The organism is Methylophilus sp. 5 (genome assembly GCF_000515275.1).
Taxonomy (GTDB): Bacteria; Pseudomonadota; Gammaproteobacteria; order Burkholderiales; family Methylophilaceae; genus Methylophilus.
Map to the genome: position 1 here is coordinate 73,050 of NZ_KI911560.1, position 20,601 is coordinate 93,650.

Genomic DNA, 20,601 nt, shown 5'->3' on the forward strand with positions numbered 1-20,601 from the left:
ATGACTTCCAGCAGCCTGGTCAGTGTTCAGTAAAATCATATCAACTACTTTTTAGGTTTTATCTGGTGATCAAAGCGGACTTTCTCGCGCCGCTCAATTTGTGTCACTCGTCCATCATGTACTGTAATTTCAATAGACCCGTAACCGGTATCCTGCTGTACGGCCGAAATAGCGGCCGCCACAATAGCCAGCACCGCTTCGTCAGCTTGTGTATCCGGCTTATTTAAGACTGTAGACATGATGCCCCTCACTGCATTGAATGAACGGCATTATTTCAGACTATGTATATTTTAAAAAATAATTATTCGTTATTTTTATATTACTTTTAACTATATAAGGGGTAAAAAAATCCCGCAAGGTTGCGGGATTTTTAATTTAAGCGGTAAATCAGATGTAATTAGAAGTTGTACTGTACTTGTACACGCAAAGCATCTGCTGTAAAGCTTTGATAATCCAGAGTACCAGCACGGTTACCAGTCACCAGGTTATTACGTTTCATATGGTGGTACTCAGCCATAATCTCAACCTCAGGTGCAAGTTGCCACTCTACACCCAACTCCCAGTCATTCACATGGTTTTCAGGCGCATTGGTTTCTGCTTTGTTGTAACCATCGAAGTATTGCCATTTGATAAATGGAATCAACGTACCATTGGTCTCGAGGAATTGGAAATTGTCGATCTTGTACATTGCCTGCACATAACCCCCCTGCAGACTTTTCTCTTCAATTCTGTTTTGAGCAATATCCATACCTGGTGTGGTACCCCAGTTCCACTCAGCTTGCAAACCAAATGGTTGTGGATACATCACAAAACTGACACCAACACGCTGATCTTTAAAGCCTTTAGCATCATCGGTTGCAATGGTAGGCGTACGTGTTGCACCAGTATTCGCAGATGAACTCACGTTAGCATTTCCGTTAAAATTATAACGACCCGTTGTTGGTGCATAATCACCATGGTAGCCTTGAATACTAGCCTCATAGATCTGGCCGGATTCAGTTTTCCAAGGATAAGTAGCACGCGCGACCACATGGTAGTTATCGTTCACATCACTGCGGTTTGCGCCTTGACCGTTATACAAGCCCGCACCCAACATACCGTAGTTACCAGAATGCTTCAGGCCTTTGTCGTTGATTTCTTTAAACAACGCCTGCACATTTTCTGGCGTGTAGTAGTAGAAAGCACCGGTATCACGCTCGTCACGCACCGCACTGTTCATCGCATCTACACGGTCCATCGCCAGACGGTTTGAAGAGGACTGCAGGTTTTCAAAACCATAAGGCACTTTAGATTGACCCACACGCACGCGGTGCACTTTGGCTTTATCAATGTTGATATCACCGTAAGCGTCACGAAGCTGTGCAATGTTGTTAGTACCGCTGGCAGACGATGCAAAGTCAGGCTGAATGTAGTAGCTTAAATGATCACCGAAGTCACCAAAAATAATGATGCGGGCGCGGCGAATCAAAAAGTTTTTGTCTGGGTTAATGGATGAATCTGTCCCTACGGAACGGTCAGACCATAAATCGACAGGATGAGCAGGATTATCACCATCATTACCAATCATTGCAGTGACACGGTTTTGCACATAACCGCGTATATTCACACGGCTAGTCCAGCTCTTGCTTTCTTTCTTTTTTTGCACTTCGACTTCATTAGTGCGGCCCTTCATCAGCAAAGCGCCCTCTTCTTCGGTCAAAACACCTTTACTAATCAATGCCTGTACCAGGTCAGTGGTTGAATCAGCATAGGCAGCAGACGTCAAACCTGTTAACAGACCACCGGCCAAGGTTGCCATCAACAAACGACGAAACTTCAAATTCATTATTATCCCCTGTTATAAAATTACATGTGTGTATCCGGGACGTATTTTGAATTTTCAATATGACAGTTTGATGACAAACCTTACACATTTCTTACAAGCAGACTATAGGCAATAAAAAAGCCACCTTAACCAGGTGGCTTCATGCTAAATTTAAAAGATTTAACTTTCCGCGCGCATATGCGGGAACAGAATCACATCACGAATGCTAGGGCTGTCAGTAATCAGCATCACCAGGCGGTCGATACCAATCCCGCAACCACCTGTTGGCGGCATACCGTACTCCAAGGCGCGGATAAAATCTGCATCGTAGTACATGGCTTCCTGGTCACCCGCTTCTTTGGCTTTCATTTGCGCCTGAAAACGTGCCGCCTGATCTTCAGCATCATTTAACTCACTAAAACCGTTTGCGATTTCACGGCCAGTAATAAACAACTCGAAACGCTCAGTGATTTCTGGCTGTTTATCAGAAGCACGCGCCAATGGCGACACTTCTACCGGATAATCAATAATATAGGTTGGCTGCCAGAGTTGGCTTTCAGCCGTTTCTTCAAACAGTGATAACTGTAATGCACCCAAACCAGCATGATCAAACGGCTTCACACCAAACTTCAATAACTCTTTACGCAAGAAGTCTGCATCATTGAGTTGTTCCAGCGCATATTGCGGTGCATATTTTTGAATCGCGCCCACAATGGTCAACCGCTCAAATGGCTTGCTCAAATCAACTTCTTTACCCGCGTAACTCAATACGGCCGTACCATTTGCTGCAATCGCCGCGGCACGGATACATTGCTCGGTAAAGTCCATCAACCACTGATAGTCAGTATAGGCCGCATAAAACTCCATCATAGTGAACTCAGGGTTATGACGAACACTGAGGCCTTCATTACGGAAGTTACGGTTGATTTCAAACACACGCTCAAAACCACCCACAATCAGGCGTTTCAAGTAAAGCTCTGGCGCAATCCGCATAAACATCTGCATATCTAATGCATTGTGATGCGTCATAAATGGTTTGGCTGAAGCACCGCCCGGAATCGGGTGCAGCATGGGTGTTTCAACTTCGAGAAACTCGTTGTCATTCATAAACGCACGAATCGCCGCTACCACTTTTGAGCGGGATTTAAACGTCGCACGGGTTTCTTCTGAGGTGATCAAATCCACATAGCGCTGACGGTATTTGATTTCCTGGTCTTGCAGACCATGGAATTTTTCAGGCAATGGGCGCAGTGACTTCGTGAGTAAGCGCAGTTCGGTCACATGCACAGAAAGTTCGCCAGTGCGCGTTTTAAACAAACGACCACGCGCGCCCAAAATATCGCCCATGTCCCAGTGTTTAAAGTGCTCGTAAAGTTCTTCACCGATTTCGTCACGGGCAATGTACAACTGAATACGTGCCGTACCGTCTTGAATAGTGGCAAAACTGGCTTTACCCATCACGCGTTTAAGCATCATACGGCCAGCAACCACCACGGCAATTTCTTGCGGGTCTAGTGTTTCCTTTTCGCTGTCCGCATAAGTCTCTTGCAAGGCGGCGGCCTTGTGCTCAGGCTTAAAGTCGTTAGGAAAAGCAGCTGTTTGGCTAGCCTGGGCTTGTTCGCGTAATAAGCGCAACTTTTCGCGACGCTCCGCAATCACGTGATTCTCATCAACGACTGACTCTGTCGCGTTGTCTGGGGTGGAGTGTTGTGCTGTCATAAAATATCCGGCAATCGTCTGCGTTATTCGTAAACCGGCTATTTTAGCATTGTTACATCCAATTTTTGGACTCTTGATCGACCGGCGCCTCATGCTTGGCTGGTAAATGGATGCGTATCATAAAACCATGCGGGCTGAGATTGGTTGCTTTTACAAAACCGCCATGGGCTTCCACGATATGTTTAGTCATAGCCAAGCCAATACCATGCCCTTCCACTTGCGACGCACGGCGGCCACGTACAAACGGCCTGAAAATTTGCTCCAGCTCTTGCGGCTCTACGCCCTGGCCCTGGTCCTGCACTTCCAAAATCACTTCACCGGTACGCGCACTATGTTGCAGCTCTATCGCCACTACGCCATGCTCCGGACCATATTTCACTGCATTGCGTATCACGTTATCTATCGCCCGCTGCAGCAACTCTAACTGACCATCAACCACAACTGTGTCTTCCGGCATATCCAGATCAAGTTTGGCATCTTGCTTCTCGAACAAGACATCGCCGACAATCCCGGTCAGCAGCCCTTTTAAATCAACTTCTGTTTTTTGCAGCTTTTGCATGCCAGATTCAAATCTAAAGATTTCCAGCAACTCAGAAATCATTTTCTCCATGCGCACCGCTTCCAGCTCCACGCGCTGTAAAGAACTTTGCATTTTTTTGGGATTCTGCATGACCAGCCCAACTGACATTTGAATCCTGGCCAGTGGCGAACGCAGCTCATGCGACACATGGTGCAGCATCTTGGACTGACTTTTGATCATATTATTGAGGCGTAATGCCATCAAATCAAAGGCTTGGCCCAGTTCAGAAAATTCGTCATGACTCGCCGTGATTTTAGGGCTCACCCTGACCAGCAGGTCGCCTTCTGCGGCGCTTTTGAGATGCTCAAGCAACAGCTTGATGGGATGCGAAATTGACCAGGCTAACACCCCGGCAAAAATCGTACTCGAGACAATACTGAATATAAAAACATATAAAGACAAACTGAAGAAACGTCGCTCAACAGGCAGCAGACTAGCCTTGGCCGGCTGAGATTGAGGGTTGATCGCATTGGGTTTTGTCTCACAGGCACCCTCATTACAAGCCTTTGAGGCTGCCTGATGCACAGCGGCTTGTTGATGAGACTGCCACTCAACGATATTACCGACAATGATGTCGGTGGATACGAGCGCCAAAAAAAATGCTACGAATAACTTCCAGAACAGGCGCCCCATAACCCTCGCATTACTTCACTTACTCTCTAACAAGTTGGTATCCGACGCGGTAAATGGTTTGGATCACATTTACGCCACCAGACACTTCAGATATTTTTTGACGAATACTGCTCAAATGCACGTCAATACTACGATCATACTTCACAAGAGGGCGTCCCAACGCTTTGATAGACAAGTCCTCTTTGCTGACGATAGTCCCGGCGTGTTTGGCCAGAATTTCAATCAGGCTAAACTCGGTGCTGGTAAACACAATCGGCTTATCTATCCAGAACACTTTTCTACGCTCACTGGAAACAACCAATTGGCCAACGACAATATCGTTGCCTTTAGGCGTGTCGCTGGTATGTCGGCGTAAAATCGCACGAATTCTGGCCACAAGCTCTCTTGGCAGACAGGGCTTTTGGACGTAATCATCCGCGCCGCCTTCCAATCCTTCAATACGGCCTTCATTGTCATCTTTAGCCGTGAGCATTAGCACAGGAATATCAGAGTGTTGTCTGACATTCCGTAACGTCTGCAATCCGTCCTGACCTGGCATCATTACATCAAGAATCACCAAGTCGAATTTACCAGCCAGCACATATTGCTCACCAGTCAATCCATCGTGCGCAGTCGTCACCGCAAAGCCCTCTTGCGTCAGGAATTCCTTCAGCATATTGGCTAATTCAACATCATCGTCAATCAACAGCAGCTTGCTCATTTATGTCCTTTTAGAGATTAGCATAAGGCTATCGTACATTTAGCCCTAGGATCTTATGAACAATCAAATTGATTAACAAGCGTAAACAGGTTAATTTTACCCAAGTTTTCAAACTGTAGCATAAATGTTAATGTAAATTAAATTACAAACAAAATCTTAATAATGCAAAATTTAGTCAGCAGTGAAGGCTTCACACAGCTGACTTAACAGTTGGCCAAACAGTGGCAATACCTCTTCCGCGCTATGCGGGCTGTCATCGTCGGTGGTCGCGATCATATAACTGATAGTCACTTTATCCAGGTTTTCACGGTATTCTTGCCAGTGTTCTGAGTCTGCTTCGGCAATCAATTTAAATTTATGAAAACCAGACTCGATAATCTCAGCCAACATTTCTGGCGCGAGCCCATCAAACAGCGTTTTGCCAATAGTCACCTGCGCCCTATCATAATCCGGCTGATGCCCCTCCTGTGTCAATGGCATAAACAAAAAAGCATAGGCCATCAAGCCAAAGCATTGATACACGCCCAGCATATCAAAATCATTCTGCAGTTCATCGGCCGGGTGACGATCGGCAGCCTGAATGGCCTTAAACGTTAAAAAACTGGCCAGATAATGTACCGAGTCCTCTACATCGACATTGGCAAAGGCTGCCACGGCCTGCGCTTCAGACGCATAACCAGCACTCTGTGCCTGACACAATTGATGCATTAACTTCAAACGTTCTTCATAAGTCATTTCCATGATGATCCCTTTAATATGATGTGGCTAGTCAACCTCAGGCAGTGCTTCCAGCTGTTCCTGCACATCCAGCCACTGACTCTCGATTGAATCCAGTTGTTTTTGGTTTTCACCTTGTGCAATTAGCAGCGCCTGCAATGATTCACGCTGTGCGACATCGTAAATTGCGCTGTCAGCAAGGCGGCTTGCCAGGCTCTGCTTTTCTTTTTCCAGTGTTGCCAGCTGCGTTTCTAACGTTGACAATGCTTTAACCAAAGGCCTACGCTCGACTAAGCGCGCTTGCCTGTCGGCCTTTTGCTGATGATAGCTATTTTGTTTGGCCGCTGCAGGGCGACTGGCAGCCGCCTCGGTTTGCGATGATTTGAGTAAAGACACTTTGTAATCTTCCAGGTCTCCCTCAAACACGTTCGCTTGCCCATCTGCAACCAGCACAAACTTTTCGCAACAAGTGGCCAGCAACGTGCGGTCATGCGACACCATCACCATGCCGCCTTCATACGCCTGTAAAGCCATCGACAACGCATGCCGCATTTCAATATCCAGGTGGTTGGTCGGCTCATCCAGCAAAATCAGGTTAGGACGCTGCCAAATGAGCATGGCCAATGCCAGGCGCGATTTCTCGCCGCCCGAAAATGGCCCGCAAGCGGCTTTGGCCATTTCGCCCCTAAAATCAAACCCACCCAAAAAATCGAGCAACTCCTGCTCTCTGGCTTGGGCATCCAGCCTTTGTAAATGCTGCAACGGCGAATCGCTGGCAACCAGTTGCTCCAGCTGATGCTGGGCAAAATAGCCGATACGCAAATCTTTGCCTTCTACCCGCTCACCGGACAACAGGGTTTCTGACTGTGCCAGCGCTTTGATCAAGGTAGATTTACCAGCGCCGTTTTTACCCAGCAAGCCAATGCGCTCACCAGGGCGAATCGCCAGATGTGCCAGTTTCACCAGCGTTTGCCCGGCATATCCCAGCGCCACCTGATTCATGACCAATAACGGATCCGGTGCAGAGCCCAAGTCGCGAAAACTAAAGCTAAACGGCGAGTCTACATGCGCTGCACTAATGCGCTCCATGCGCTCAAGCGCCTTGATACGGCTTTGCGCCTGCCGTGCCTTGGTTGCCTGCGCGCGAAAACGATCAATGTACTTCTGCAAATGCGCCATTTGCAGTTGTTGTTTTTGATAACTGGCCTGCTGCAGCGTCAGTTTTTCGGCGCGCTGGCGCTCAAAGTCACTGTAGCCACCGCGATACAAGGTGAGTTGCTGCTGTTCGATATGCAGAATATGGTTGATGGTGTTATCAAGAAATTCTCTGTCATGTGAAATGAGCAGCAAGGTGCCGCGATAAGCACTCAACCAACCCTCCAGCCAGATCACCGCCTCAATATCCAAATGGTTGGTCGGTTCATCCAGCAGCAGCAAGTCAGAGCGGCACATCAAAGCGCGTGCCAAATTGAGGCGCATGCGCCAGCCGCCAGAAAAATCACTGACGGGCCGACTCAACTGTGCTTGAGAAAACCCCAGCCCGGCCAATAAAGCGCTGGCCCTGGCTTCTGCACTATAGCCTTCAATATCGGCCACGCGCTGATGCCACTCAGCCACATGCAAAGGATCATGACTTTCACCGGCGTCGGCTTGCGCAAGGCGCGCTTGCAAGGTGCGTAACTCTTCATCGCCATCCAGCGTAAAGTCGAGCGCAGACTTAGCCAGTGCTGGCGTTTCTTGTGCCACATGCGCAATCACCCACTGCGGCGGCATCAACAACTCGCCGACATCTGCCGTGAGCTCGCCACGCAACAAGGCAAACAAAGTAGATTTACCGGCACCATTGGCACCAGTCAGGCCAACCCTATGCCCAGGATGTAACTGAAAACTGGCCGCTTCAACCAGTGTTTTACCGGCCCTGGAAAAAGTCAGTTGTTTAAACTGAATCACTGACGATCACTTTCATTTAAAAACAAAATTGCAAAAGAGAGGCATTTTAAACGAATCATTCCTGCTCAGGCTGAATTATTCCGCCGTCAGTTCACGCTTAGCATGCGGTAAGCGCAACTGTTTTCGAGTAAAATAGTCAGTCATAGCAATATTCACTTCAACCCCTGTTTAACGCCCTTATGCCTCTGCAAAAAATCAAACGCTGGCTAGCTACATTCATGATTGTCATTTTTGTCATGCTGGCAGGCATTATTGGCGCGATTCAGTTCTATGTTTTTCCACACATTGATGACTACAGAGGCCGCATCGAGCAGGCACTCAGCGAGTCACTCAAACAGCAAGTCACGATTGCCCACATTGCCATTCGCTGGCGCGGCCTGGCGCCACAGGTCACATTAGGCAAGGTCGTTGTCTTTGATACCGAGCATCGGCCTGCACTTGCCTTGTCACAGGTCACCACCCGCTTATCTTGGAGCAGTCTGGTCTTGCTTTCGCCCTCACTGATCAGCCTCAGCATAGACTCACCCGACCTTGTCGTCAGGCGCACCACTAACGGTGAGTTATTTTTGGCTGGCATTTCTATGTCAGGGCAAGGTAATCCGGCCTTTGCTAACTGGCTGCTGGCACAACGGCGCATCAAAATTGCTCACGCGACAGTTACCTGGCTAGACGAACAGCGTCAGGCACCGCCACTGTTGCTTAAAGACTTGAACATTGAAATATTGACGCCAGTCTGGCAACGCCTGCTGCATCGGCATAGCATACACATAGACAGCCTGGTTTCTACTGGCACACAACAACGTATTACCCTCGAGTCGGTGGTGATTGGTGACGATGTGGCCAAGCCTCAAGCATGGCACGGCGAAGTCTCGCTACGCTTACCAGACACCGATTTAGCCGCCTGGAGCCCCTGGCTAGATTTGCCGCTAAAAGTAACGGCGGGCAAAGGTAACCTGACAACCACGCTGGCGTTTGATGCCTTGCAATTACAGCGACTGGCAGCACAGGTGCAGTTAAAAAATGTCGCGGTAACCCCTGCCAATGAGCCGCAAACCTTTATCGCTAAAACAGTCACTGGTGAGTTACGCTGGCAACGCGTTGAGCAACGCTTTATGGTCACCCTCAAGCATTTCTCGGCCGATGTCCAGCCTGGTTTGATACTGGAAGACACCAATGGTGAGTTGCAATGGGATAGCAAAGGCCATGAAGGCACGTTGACCATTAAAAAATTCAGCCTCACGCAGGGCAATCTGTTTGCGCAATGGCTGCCAGCCGACTCACCCATTGCCAATTACCTTGAACACATGGCCCCGGCAGGCTTTGCCTCGCAAATCAAGGCGCGCTGGCTATATCAGCAAAACCAATGGCGCGACTACAGCATAGACGCCAATTTTAGCGGCCTGCATACGCAGGCCTATGCTAGCTTACCGGGGCTGGATAACTGGTCAGGAAAATTGTCATTGCACCCCAATGCGGGCAACATTGAGTTAGATACCAGCAAAGCCAATATTGAACTGGCTGGCCTGCTGCGCTGGCCATTGCCGATTGACCGTTTGCAAGGCGATATCGAGTGGCGTAATAACGGCCAAAAAACCTTGATCAGCACCCGCAACTTGCACTTTAGCAACCAGCACCTGGCCTTGCGCACCAATATGGAGTATCAGTTGGGCGCGGCAGGAGGCGACACCATACAGCTGCAAAGCCAGATCGAGCGTGGCGATGCCAAATTTGCCCCATTCTACTATCCGCTCATCTTGGGTGAATCGACGTTGCACTGGCTGGATAGCTCTATTTTGAGTGGCCAAATCAGGCATGGTGAAGTTATTCTCAAAGGCCGCGTGAGTGATTTCCCTTACGTCAATCAGGCATTCCTGTCAGACCCATCGCTGGGCTTGTTCCGGGTCACCGCACAATTGGATCGCGCCAGCCTGGAATATGGCACTGACTGGCCAGTCGTACAAAACATTGATGCTTTTCTCAAGTTTGAAGGCAAACGCATGGATATTGCCGTTAAAAACGGCACCACGGTTGGCCAGCACATCACACAGGCGCAAGTCGAGATTCCAAGGCTGGATGCCGACTGGCCCATGCTCAACATTAAGGCGGCCGCAACAGGCACGGTTGAACAAGGCGTTAAATTTGTCAACACCAGCCCGGTACGACAAGTCACCATGGGCTTTACCGACTTTTTAAAAACAACCGGCAACGCCGAGCTCAAACTCGCTTTGCAAGTGCCGCTCAATGATGTGGATGCCAGCCAGTTTCAGGGTGACTACACTATTAAAAACGGACACATTGCCGCCAATCCGCAAATTGCCATGCCAGAAATGAGCAATATTAACGGCCATTTAAAGTTCACCGAAAAAGGCCTGCAGGCACAAGGCGTGCAGTTATCCATGTTTGATAATCCGGCCAGTGTCAGCCTGAGCACACGGCCAGACAAGTCTGTCATTATTCAGGGCAGTGGCCGTATCACCGATGCTGCGCTCAAAAAACTGGACAATAACCCGATCACCCGCGCCTTGCATGGCACCACCGACTGGAAAAGCAACTTACTTATTCAAGCGCCTAATATTCGGCTGGATATCCGCTCGCAACTGATAGGCATGGCAATTGACTTGCCAGAACCAGCCAAGAAAAGCGTTGAAACGCCAGCCAACCTGAGCATCCGCTTTCGTCAGGAAAACAATCAGCCCGACAAAATTGCCATTCACTACAACGACTGGATACATGCCAACTTTTTGCGTAATGCGAATACGCCAGCCACGGTGAGCGCCGGTGACATTGCCATCAATACACCACCGCGTTTACCAACCGGCGACGGCATTAACTTGCGGGCAGACTTTCAAAAGCTAAATGTGGATGAATGGCTGACCTACCTGAATCAGGGTAGCGGCAATCAAGCTGCGGAGTCGTCACTGGCGCTGAATCAGATTGAATTGACTGCTGGCACCTTGCGCGTATTTGACCGTAACCTGCATCAAATTAAGCTGAGCATTTCCCCAGACAATGAGCGACTCAAACTCGCGGTACAAAGCCAGGAACTGGCCGGTGATGCCGACTGGATTTCAGGCAAACCCAGCAAACTGGTGGCTAAGCTGAATTACTTACGTATTCCACGCAGCATGGATACCGACAGTAACGCCAATCCAACAGAAGTGCGCCGTTTAGACAACACCTACCCAGAGCTGGACATTACCGCGCAAGACTTTCAGTTTGGCGACAAACAACTCGGCAGCCTTGACTTAAAGGCCTATAACAGCGGCGAAAGCTGGGTAATACAGCGTATGAACATCAGCAACAGCGATAGCCAGCTCACTGCGGATGGCACCTGGCGCAACTCGGTGCGCAGCCCGCAAACCATGCTCAAATTTAACCTGACCTCTAGCAACCTAGGCAAAACACTGCAGCGTTTTCAGCCTGGTGGCGAGATGGTCAAAGGCGGCACAGGTAACATGAACGGCCAGCTTGGCTGGCCAGGTAGCCCACATGAATTTGCGGTAGAAAGACTGGATGGCAACTTCACCATGCAGCTTGAAAAAGGCCAGATTTTAAAAGTGCAACCAGGCGTGGGTCGCTTGCTGGGCTTATTGAGTTTGCAAAGCCTACCGCGTCGTTTAACTCTCGACTTTCGCGATCTGTTTAGCGAAGGCTTTGCGTTTGACAAAATCAACTCTACTGCCAATATTAAAGATGGTATTTTGCGTAGTAACGACCTGTTTATGACCGGCCCGGCCGCCGAAGCCAGCATTAAAGGTGAAACCAATTTAAAAGCAGAAACACAGCGCTTGCGGGTAAAAGTAGTGCCACACATTAGCGACTCGGTTTCGCTGGCGGCGCTGGCCGGTGGGCCGATTATAGGCGTAGCTGCATTTGTGGCGCAAAAATTACTCAAAGATCCGCTTAACAAAATCAGTGCCAGTGAGTATATGATTACAGGCACCTGGGATAATCCGCAGGAAGCAGAGGTTGATAAAAAAACACCCGCCCCTGCTGCGCAGCCCTTGAAAGGCCTGCATTAATGCCAACATTATTATTTCAACGGAAAATTTGCCATGGCAGACAAAAAAACTAAAAAACTGAAATCAGCCGCCAATGATGACATCGTCAAAGTCGCTGCGGTCCAAATGGCCTCTAGCCCCAATGTGGCAGCCAACCTGGTTGAAGCCAAACGCTTAATTGAAATGGCCGCCAAAGCAGGTGCCAAACTCGTCGTGCTGCCAGAATACTTTTGTATCATGGGGCTGAAGGATTTTGACAAAGTCACCATCCGCGAAAAACCAAACGACGGCCCGATTCAGCAGTTTTTAAGCAAAACGGCCAAGGCTTTTAAAATATGGATTGTGGCGGGTAGCGTACCGCTCGAAAGCCATTACGCTAACAAAGTACGCAACAGTTGCCTGGTGTATAACGACAAAGGCGAGCAAGTGGCGCGCTATGACAAAATCCACCTGTTTGGCTTGGACATGGGCACCGAGCATTACCATGAAGAAAACACCATAGAACCAGGCGACACCGTTGTCACTGTGGATACGCCATTTGGCCGCATAGGCCTCTCGATTTGCTATGACTTGCGTTTCCCTGAGCTGTTCCGCGCCATGGGCGAAGTAGACATTATCGTCGTGCCCTCAGCCTTTACCGAGACGACAGGCAAAGCCCACTGGGAAACCCTGGTACGTGCTCGCGCGGTAGAAAACCTGAGTTATGTCATTGCCTCGGCCCAAGGCGGCTACCATTTATCTGGCCGCGAAACCCATGGCAACAGCATGATTGTTGACCCTTGGGGCGTAGTGCTGGACCGCTTGCCACGCGGCTCGGGCATCGTGGTTGCCAATGTCAACCGCAACTACATTAAAAATCTGCGCCAAAGCTTGCCAGCGCTCAAACACAAAACCATTAAGGCGATTTAATGAAAACACTGAGTGCGACGTTAGCACTCTTTGCTTGAAATCGACTCCAACACTCAAGATTTAAACAAGTGACTTAACTATGCAAACGCTACTCACCACTGCCAATGACTTATTACTCCGCCCCGCCGGGCTGGATCATAGCGCTTTAACCAATGTGCTGTCTGGCATGATGACGCACAACATTGACTACGCCGACCTGTATTTTCAATACAGCCGCAGCGAGTCGTGGGGGTTGGAAGAAGGCCAGGTGAAGTCTGGCAGCTTTAATATTGACCAAGGCGTAGGCGTACGCGCGGTGAGTGGTGAAAAAACGGCGTTTGCCTACTCAGACGACATTCACCTAGACGCCTTGCAACAAGCGGCCCAAGCCACGCGTGCCATTGCCAACCTGGGCCAGGAAAAAACCGGGCACAGCATTATCACACGCAGCCATACCCCGCTCTATTTACCGCAAGACCCGATTGCCAGCCTGAGTGCAGATGCCAAAGTCAAACTGCTGGAAAAACTGGAGCGTTACGCCAAAGCGCAAGACCCACGCATCACCCAAGTGATGGCCTCGATTGCCGCTGAGTATGAAGTCGTTTTAGTGGCACGTAGCGATGGCATCATGGCGGGCGACGTGCGCCCACTGGTGCGATTATCGTTACAAGTGATCGCCGAACACAATGGCCGCCGCGAACAAGGCTCCAGTGGTGGCGGTGGTCGCTTTGACTATAGCTATTTCACCGACGAAATATTACAAGACTATGCGCAAAAAGCCGCCCACCAGGCATTGATTAACCTCGAAGCGCGCCCTGCCCCAGCTGGCAGCATGACCGTCGTGCTTGGCAACGGCTGGCCTGGTATTTTATTGCACGAAGCGATTGGTCACGGCCTTGAAGGCGATTTCAACCGCAAAGGCAGCAGCGCATTCAGTAATATGATCGGCCAGCAGGTCGCCGCTAGAGGTATCACCATCGTCGACGACGGCACCATGCAAGACCGCCGTGGCTCACTGACCATGGACGACGAAGGCAATGCTCCGCAAAACACCGTGCTGATTGAAGACGGCATCCTGCGCAACTACATACAAGATACTTTAAATGCCCGCCTGATGGGTATGAGCCTCACCGGCAACGCGCGCCGCGAAAGCTACGCGCACATCCCCATGCCGCGCATGACCAACACCTACATGCTCAACGGCGACAAAGACCCGCAAGAGATTATCAAATCGGTCAAAAAAGGCCTCTATGCCGCCAACTTTGGTGGTGGCCAGGTAGATATTACCAGCGGTAAATTCGTCTTTAGCGCCGCTGAAGCCTACATGATTGAAGACGGCAAAATCACCTACCCGGTGAAAGGCGCCACCCTCATCGGCAATGGCCCGGATGTGCTGACCAAAGTGAGCATGGTGGGTAATGATATGGCGCTCGATAGCGGCGTCGGCACTTGCGGTAAAGAAGGTCAGAGCGTGCCGGTGGGTGTGGGGCAACCGACGCTGAAGATTGACGGGTTGACAGTGGGTGGAACCTCGGCTTAAGTCAGCGCCTATCACAATGAGAAAAAAGCTGCCTGCAGGCAGCTTTTTTTACGCTCAACGTGCTTTCAGATGATTGAGACCCAGCCACGCAATATACCCATAACATAACACCGGCAACACAAACGCATGATGCAGCCCGACACGGTCAGCCAGCAGCCCAGTCAACAATGGCACCACAGCCCCCCCTAAAATCGCCGTTGCCAGCAAACCAGAGCCTTTCTTCTCTTGACCGGGTTTGAGGGTTTTGATGCCTAGCGTGAAAATGGTGGGGAACATAATCGAGTTGCACATACCAACCAGCACCATACTCACCACCGCCTGCATGCCAGTGGCGTTCATTGAGTAGAGCAGCAATGCAATAGCCAGCAAGGCGTGCACACTAAGGACTTTGGCCGGGGCAAAGGCTTTGAGCGTAAAAATACCGATAAAGCGGCCTAGCATGGCGCCACCCCAGTACAGCGCGATTAATGATGCGGCTTCTGCCTCTGGCATTTGGGTCAGCTCTTTAATGTAGTTGACCAGAAAGCTGCCAATCGCAACTTCAGCGCCGACATAACAGAAAATGCCAACCATGCCTAATACCAGCCCACGGTCGGCGAGCACATCGCGCCAGCTGGTTTCATCTTTTTGTGTACTCTCCAAGCCTGCCAGATTCATGCGCGACAGCACTATGGCAATGACAACCAGCACAGCAGCGATGAAGACATAAGGGTAAACAACGCCTTCTGCATGGCTGGAATGTGACAGCGCAGACAGGATAAAATAAGCGCCAAACAAAGGCGCCACAAAGGTGCCTAGAGAGTTAAATGCTTGCGCCATGGTCAGGCGGGAAGAAGCTGTTTGTTGAGGACCGATGATGGAGACACAAGGGTTGGCCGCCACTTGCAATAACACAATGCCTGAGGCAAGCACAAATAAGGCGGCAAGAAACAGTGCATAAGTATGCAACACCACCGCTGGGTAAAACAGCAGGCAGCCAAGTGCCGCGAGAGAAAATCCAATCACCATGCCGGTTTGGTAGCCAACCTTTTCAATCAGCCGACTAAACGGGATAGACGTCAGGCCATAAGCGGCAAAAAAACAGAACTGCACCAGCGCAGCCTGGCTGTAGCTTAAGTCGAAAACAGCTTTCAGGTACGGCACCAAAATGTCGTTTAAACAGGTGATAAAGCCCATCATAAAGAACAAGATAATCAGTGAGGTGAGTGCTTTTTTATACATACGGTCTTTCAAATTTAACCAACGAGCCACTAAAGCATAAATGCTGCGGCTTTGGAAGTTGCTTTTACTGCATTGCCCACTTTTATACGGCCTGCCACACACAATTCAACCTCAAACACAAAAATGCCAGCTTAAGATTTAAGGTAGATCAAATGGATTGCCGATTTAGGCTTGACGCTGGACACGGCTCGCTCTTAATATAGCTTTACAGCGACCACAAGTCGACGCTTTCACTCACCTCTACATCAAGGAGACATAGTATGGCATCTAGCAAAACCACTGACACATCCGCTAAAAAAACGACCACTGTAAAAAAAGCAGCACCCAAAACTGCGGCGCCAGAAAAAGCTACCAAACCTGCCGCCTCGCGCAAAAAAACGGCCAAACCGGCCATAATCACCAGCGAAGAACGCTACAAAATGATTGAAGTTGCAGCCTATTACATTGCTGAGAAAAAAGGTTTTGGCCATCAGCATATGGACTACTGGCTAGAGGCTGAACAAGAGATTAATGCAAAATTGACTGCCTGAAAATTATTCAGGCTGACTCACATGTGGCGTTCGCGGTGCCGAAGTAAACTGGATATCGGCGCCGCTGTGTTGCGCATACTGCAAAAAACCCAACACCTCAGGATGACTCAAGCGTAAGCCATAAGCCACATACGGATACTCAGACAGCGGCACTTGTTTCTGAAAAAATGGCCAATGGGCACTTGGGTTGTAAAATCGCTCGACCAGACTGGTAATCGCCAGTAACTCGTATTGCCCCAAGGCATTCAGCACCAGCCATGGGCCGCCTGAGTCGCCAACGGTAGGCATGGGCATGGTATGGTCATATTGATCCATCTCGTTAAGCCGGTTGACCGCTAACAGCGCCTTTTCGGCATGCACTAACTCTTGTGTATAGGCAAACTGGGTTTGCGCCTGCAAATGCAACATTTCGTCCATCTCGCGGTATGCTTTGGGCAAGACCTGATAAAAGTCTGATAAATCACGCACAGGCTTGCGTTCACCGCAACGCGGATGGCGGGTATCGGCTTCGCCATAACCACGCCCGTAGCCACAAATCATGATGAGCTCGGGTAAATCATCGCCAAGCCGGATACGCAAAGGTTGTATCAGACTATGCACCTTTGCATCAAACACCAGCACAGCAATGTCTTGCGTTAAGTCCTCGGCCACCACGGCAAAGGGCCGGTAAAAAGCCTGTTTGAGCTGCACTTGCTCAATGCCCAACAGCTCGGGCTGGGCAATAGACAGCATGGGTAAGCTTAACGGGCCAGTCAAACGCACCTCTTTCATGCAATGCGCCGCCGTAATCAGTGTAAGTGGTTTGAGGCCGACAATGGCAGCACTGCAAATCGAGTCGTAATACTCCCACTTTTCAACTGACTGCAAAAAGTGTGCATGCTGAACACTTAATTTAACGGTAGAAATCGCCATGCCCGGAAAGGTCAGGCCGTGAATAATGGCCTGGCTAGAATGCCCAAGCGTAAGCCCCAAGCACACCACCAACAGAGGAAATACACGCCTGAGTAAGCTTAGCCGCAATTGCCACATACGTACACCAGCCAGCGTTAACGCACACTTCTGCTGGCGTTATTTTTTAACTCGATCGGCCCAAAACAGTTTTCGAGTGAAGGGCCATCATTGTCACAAGAAATAAAACTGCTGCCATCTGGTTTAAACAATAAAAAACTGGTTTGCTCACTGTTGGTTTCAGAGCGTTGCCTGGTGCAATCGGGCGCGTTGTTACTCAGTGTGACGCGGTGATTGAGTTTAAAAAAACCATGCGCATCAGGCTGCGGCGTGACTTCATACTGCGCCTCCAGTTGCTCATCACCACTGGTAAACACGGCTGAGCCATCTTCTTTAAACCAGTAGGTTTCCAGGCAGCCATTTTCTGGCACGCGAGACTCCCAGTATCCAATGACAGGATGCTTGAGTGAGCGTGGATCAGCTTCTGCGGTCACCTGCATACTGGCCAGAAAACTATAACAGGCCAACAATGATGTCAAAAAAGTGCGTTTTTGATGATTGTGCTGAGAACGCATTGCAACCCCCAATTGGAATGATGAAAAGCTGTGACAGATTGTTAAGGAAAACACAATCGCCACACAGTGAATGATTCCTGACAAATCACCTAACATTTTCCGGCCGCATATTGGCCAACGCCAGCTATCCAATCAACAGGCAATAAAAAACCCCGGACATGTCCGGGGTTTTTTATTAGCGCTCAATTATTTCATGACACGGTTACGGTACTCACCAGTCCGCGTATCAATTTCAATCCTGTCGCCCTGGCTCACAAACAGTGGCACCGGGATCTCAAAACCGGTAGCGATTTTGGCTGGCTTCATCACTTTACCGGAAGTATCGCCTTTAACTGCTGGCTCAGTGTAGGTAATTTCACGCACAACAGTAGTTGGCAGTTCGATAGAAATGGCTTTACCATCGTAAAAACGCACTTCACAGGGCATGCCATCTTCCAGGTATGGCAGCGCGTCTTCCATAAACTCGGCATCCACGTCGTACTGGTTGTATTCAGCATCCATAAACACATAGGTTGGGTCTGCAAAATAAGAGAAAGTGACTTCTTTCTTTTCTAATACGATTACATCAAACTTGTCTTGTGCAGCATATACGTTCTCGCTTGGCGCTTCTGTCAGCAAGTTTTTCATTTTCATTTTAACCACTGCAGAGTTACGGCCAGATTTGTTGTATTCGGTTTTTATAACGACCATCGGGTCGTTGCCAATCATCACTACGTTACCAACGCGGAGGTCTTGAGCGATTTTCATAAATAAGCCTTAATTTGTATGCGGGATTTGAAAGCGCGGAATTATACCCGATGTGTATGATATTTCTCAATAAAAATCACCAAGTTAGTCGCCAAATCAAGCTGTTGTGACTGGCTCACTTTAAAGGCACTGGCGTGGCTGGTCAGCTGCGGCAAACTGCCTAATAAAGACTGCCAATGTGCGACCTGCCATGTGCCTTGCGCCCATGCCAGCATGGCATTGCTGGTCACCATATGCAGTGCGCCATCGGCCTGCGCCAGGTAGTGATGCATAAACGCGTTAAGTTTTAGCAAATGCGTGTCTTCGCTTTGCTGATAAGGCAGCCAGATCATTGGCTTGCCTGCCCACAACGCGCGTATCCAGCTATCTTCACCACGTACAAAATTAAAATCGCACAAGTACAGCAAACGGTCGTAATCGGTTTGCGACAAAAACGGGATCACTAAAAACTCACATTGTTGGCGCTGAATACGCGCGCCAAGGTGCAACTCGGTGAGCTTGAGCACCTTGGCCAATAAGGGCGCAACTGTCTGCGGCACCAATACGCGCACGGGCACACTGGAGGTTTGCAGGCTATCCACCAACGCCGCCAACGGCGCGTGCGCATAGCAGAATAAAGACACCGTGAGCTTGTCTGGTGCGGGCAGCAAGCCTATATCTGGCCAGCTGGCTTGGGCTTGCAACGTGGCCAAGCCGGCCTCTCGCAGCAAGCCGCCAGTGCGCGCTGTAAACCCGGGGTAAAAGAAATGACGCACCAGACCATTAGTTTGTGGTGAGTGCTGGGCGTGAAAGCCTTCCACCCAGGGTTCTGCCGACAAATAATCAATATTGACCCAGATTGAGTGCTGACTGAGCATTTGTTGCTGATAGGCCTCAGGCAAACCACAACCAAAGGTTTCAATCACCACATTTGCCACTCGTGAAAAATCAGCGTCATTTGTCCAATGCTGTAACTGGATATGCGCATGCCCTGCCCCGGCAAACGTTTGCGCCAGCGCCAGATCATCTACCCATAAGCGGACATGAATGCCATATTCATCGGCCAATTGATGCGCCAAGCGCCAGCACACCCCAATATCGCCAAAGTTATCGACCACCTTGCAAAATAGATCCCATGTCTGGGAGGCTTGTGTTTTTAAAGTCATGTGACGACGTGGTGGCGCGACGAAAGAAGTGGTCGATTGTAACTTAAATCACTACAGCCAAAACAGTGCTGAGCCATGGCTATATTCATAAACAAGCCTGACTGCCAATGTGTGTATTTGCCCTTGCCGATGCCGTCGGTGCGATGAATATTTGGTTTAATTTGAATGACTATATTGCAATTGATAATTATTCTCATTACTATTAAGTGGCGAATTATCGCAATGATTAAATTCTTTTTAACCAGATAAAAAAACAAGGCAGGAAATTGATATGAACAAGTGGCATGCGCGCTCATTAGTCGCCATTATTGGCAGTTTGTTAAGCACCGCAGTGTGGGCAAACAGCTGCACCTATACTCCAGATGAAAAATCTTTTAAGTTTTCATTCACTGCATTCGGTGCTCCCGATAAATCTTATATCGTCACAAAAAACACCTTTAAGAAATATCAGTTGGCCTCCCCCACCGGCAAGCTCGAAGGGGCAACCATTGAAATAGACAGCATGTCGCTGGACACCTCAAATGATTTGAACAATGGTAAAGGCGGCACCTGGGACCCAGCCCTGGCCACCATTCGTAACATGAACGTCACCACTGGCCTGTTTAAAAACTTTCTGAATCCGGGCAAGATTTCTGCCAAAATTGAAAAAATTCAGGGTAATGACTTACAGTTGGCCGTGACCATGAACGACGTGACCAAGGTCATCCCGATGAAGATCACCGAGAAGAATGGTCATTTACAAGCCAAAGGCACGCTGGATATTATTAAAGACTTTAATGGCGGCAGTGCTTTTGAGAAGTTCGGCCGTATTTGTACCCAGGCATTTCATCAGGGCAAAACATGGACCGATGTGGATATTGAGTTTGAAGTCGATGCCAAAAAGAGCTGTAAATAAGCACTAAA

Annotated in this window: 17 protein-coding genes; 5 read left to right on the plus strand and 12 right to left on the minus strand. The window is 49.3% G+C overall.

Annotated elements, in window-relative coordinates; translation table 11 throughout:
• Positions 1-44 precede the first annotated feature (44 nt).
• The 7 genes from METH5_RS0100340 to METH5_RS0100370 form a co-directional block, all read right to left on the minus strand.
• Positions 45-239 (minus strand): YezD family protein, encoded by a 195-nt coding sequence (locus METH5_RS0100340; protein ID WP_029146615.1) that lies wholly within the window; start codon positions 237-239, stop codon positions 45-47.
• A gap of 158 nt (positions 240-397) precedes the next feature.
• Positions 398-1,825, minus strand: a complete 1,428-nt coding sequence (locus METH5_RS0100345; protein ID WP_029146616.1) for a porin — start codon at positions 1,823-1,825, stop codon at positions 398-400.
• A gap of 159 nt (positions 1,826-1,984) precedes the next feature.
• Complete coding sequence (gene lysS, locus METH5_RS0100350; RefSeq protein ID WP_029146617.1) at positions 1,985-3,523, minus strand: lysine--tRNA ligase; 1,539 nt, start codon at positions 3,521-3,523, stop codon at positions 1,985-1,987.
• Positions 3,524-3,575: 52 nt separating this feature from the next.
• Positions 3,576-4,697 (minus strand): sensor histidine kinase KdpD, encoded by a 1,122-nt coding sequence (locus METH5_RS0100355; RefSeq protein WP_232410880.1) that lies wholly within the window; start codon positions 4,695-4,697, stop codon positions 3,576-3,578.
• Between the two features lie 58 nt (positions 4,698-4,755).
• Positions 4,756-5,436: a response regulator transcription factor gene (locus METH5_RS0100360; protein WP_029146619.1), complete on the minus strand. Its 681-nt coding sequence runs from the start codon at positions 5,434-5,436 to the stop codon at positions 4,756-4,758.
• A 171-nt stretch (positions 5,437-5,607) separates the two neighbouring features.
• A complete protein-coding gene (locus METH5_RS0100365) occupies positions 5,608-6,177 on the minus strand; it encodes a hypothetical protein (protein ID WP_029146620.1) in 570 nt (189 codons plus the stop codon).
• A gap of 24 nt (positions 6,178-6,201) precedes the next feature.
• Positions 6,202-8,103: an ATP-binding cassette domain-containing protein gene (locus METH5_RS0100370; protein ID WP_029146621.1), complete on the minus strand. Its 1,902-nt coding sequence runs from the start codon at positions 8,101-8,103 to the stop codon at positions 6,202-6,204.
• Between the two features lie 179 nt (positions 8,104-8,282).
• Here METH5_RS0100370 and METH5_RS0100375 point away from each other — a divergent pair, with 179 nt between their 5' ends.
• The 3 genes from METH5_RS0100375 to tldD all read left to right on the plus strand — a co-directional run bounded on the left by METH5_RS0100375 (position 8,283) and on the right by tldD (position 14,532).
• Entirely contained in the window at positions 8,283-12,125 is a 3,843-nt protein-coding gene (locus METH5_RS0100375; RefSeq protein WP_029146622.1) for a YhdP family protein, read from the plus strand.
• A gap of 33 nt (positions 12,126-12,158) precedes the next feature.
• The gene (locus tag METH5_RS0100380) at positions 12,159-13,013 is read left to right on the plus strand and encodes a carbon-nitrogen hydrolase family protein (protein ID WP_029146623.1); all 855 of its coding nucleotides are present in this window, start codon (positions 12,159-12,161) and stop codon (positions 13,011-13,013) included.
• Positions 13,014-13,092: 79 nt separating this feature from the next.
• Positions 13,093-14,532, plus strand: coding sequence for a metalloprotease TldD (gene tldD / locus METH5_RS0100385; protein WP_029146624.1), 1,440 nt, complete (start codon positions 13,093-13,095; stop codon positions 14,530-14,532).
• Positions 14,533-14,586: 54 nt separating this feature from the next.
• Here the strand turns inward: tldD and METH5_RS0100390 are convergent, their stop codons facing one another.
• Complete coding sequence (locus METH5_RS0100390; RefSeq protein WP_051412790.1) at positions 14,587-15,753, minus strand: sugar MFS transporter; 1,167 nt, start codon at positions 15,751-15,753, stop codon at positions 14,587-14,589.
• Between the two features lie 260 nt (positions 15,754-16,013).
• Here METH5_RS0100390 and METH5_RS0100395 point away from each other — a divergent pair, with 260 nt between their 5' ends.
• Complete coding sequence (locus METH5_RS0100395; RefSeq protein ID WP_029146626.1) at positions 16,014-16,283, plus strand: DUF2934 domain-containing protein; 270 nt, start codon at positions 16,014-16,016, stop codon at positions 16,281-16,283.
• Between the two features lie 3 nt (positions 16,284-16,286).
• Here the strand turns inward: METH5_RS0100395 and METH5_RS0100400 are convergent, their stop codons facing one another.
• The 4 genes from METH5_RS0100400 to earP all read right to left on the minus strand — a co-directional run bounded on the left by METH5_RS0100400 (position 16,287) and on the right by earP (position 19,698).
• Positions 16,287-17,261, minus strand: a complete 975-nt coding sequence (locus METH5_RS0100400; RefSeq protein ID WP_232411074.1) for a hypothetical protein — start codon at positions 17,259-17,261, stop codon at positions 16,287-16,289.
• A 68-nt stretch (positions 17,262-17,329) separates the two neighbouring features.
• Positions 17,330-17,806 carry a hypothetical protein gene (locus METH5_RS0100405; protein ID WP_029146628.1) on the minus strand — a complete coding sequence of 159 codons (477 nt, stop codon included), beginning with the start codon at positions 17,804-17,806 and terminating at the stop codon, positions 17,330-17,332.
• Positions 17,807-17,992: 186 nt separating this feature from the next.
• Complete coding sequence (efp, locus tag METH5_RS0100410; protein ID WP_029146629.1) at positions 17,993-18,553, minus strand: elongation factor P; 561 nt, start codon at positions 18,551-18,553, stop codon at positions 17,993-17,995.
• Positions 18,554-18,594: 41 nt separating this feature from the next.
• On the minus strand, positions 18,595-19,698 hold the full coding sequence (earP, locus tag METH5_RS0100415; protein ID WP_029146630.1) for an elongation factor P maturation arginine rhamnosyltransferase EarP: 1,104 nt from the start codon (positions 19,696-19,698) through the stop codon (positions 18,595-18,597).
• Between the two features lie 271 nt (positions 19,699-19,969).
• Between earP and METH5_RS0100420 the strand changes: the two genes are divergently transcribed.
• The gene (locus METH5_RS0100420) at positions 19,970-20,593 is read left to right on the plus strand and encodes a hypothetical protein (RefSeq protein ID WP_029146631.1); all 624 of its coding nucleotides are present in this window, start codon (positions 19,970-19,972) and stop codon (positions 20,591-20,593) included.
• Positions 20,594-20,601 lie beyond the last annotated feature (8 nt).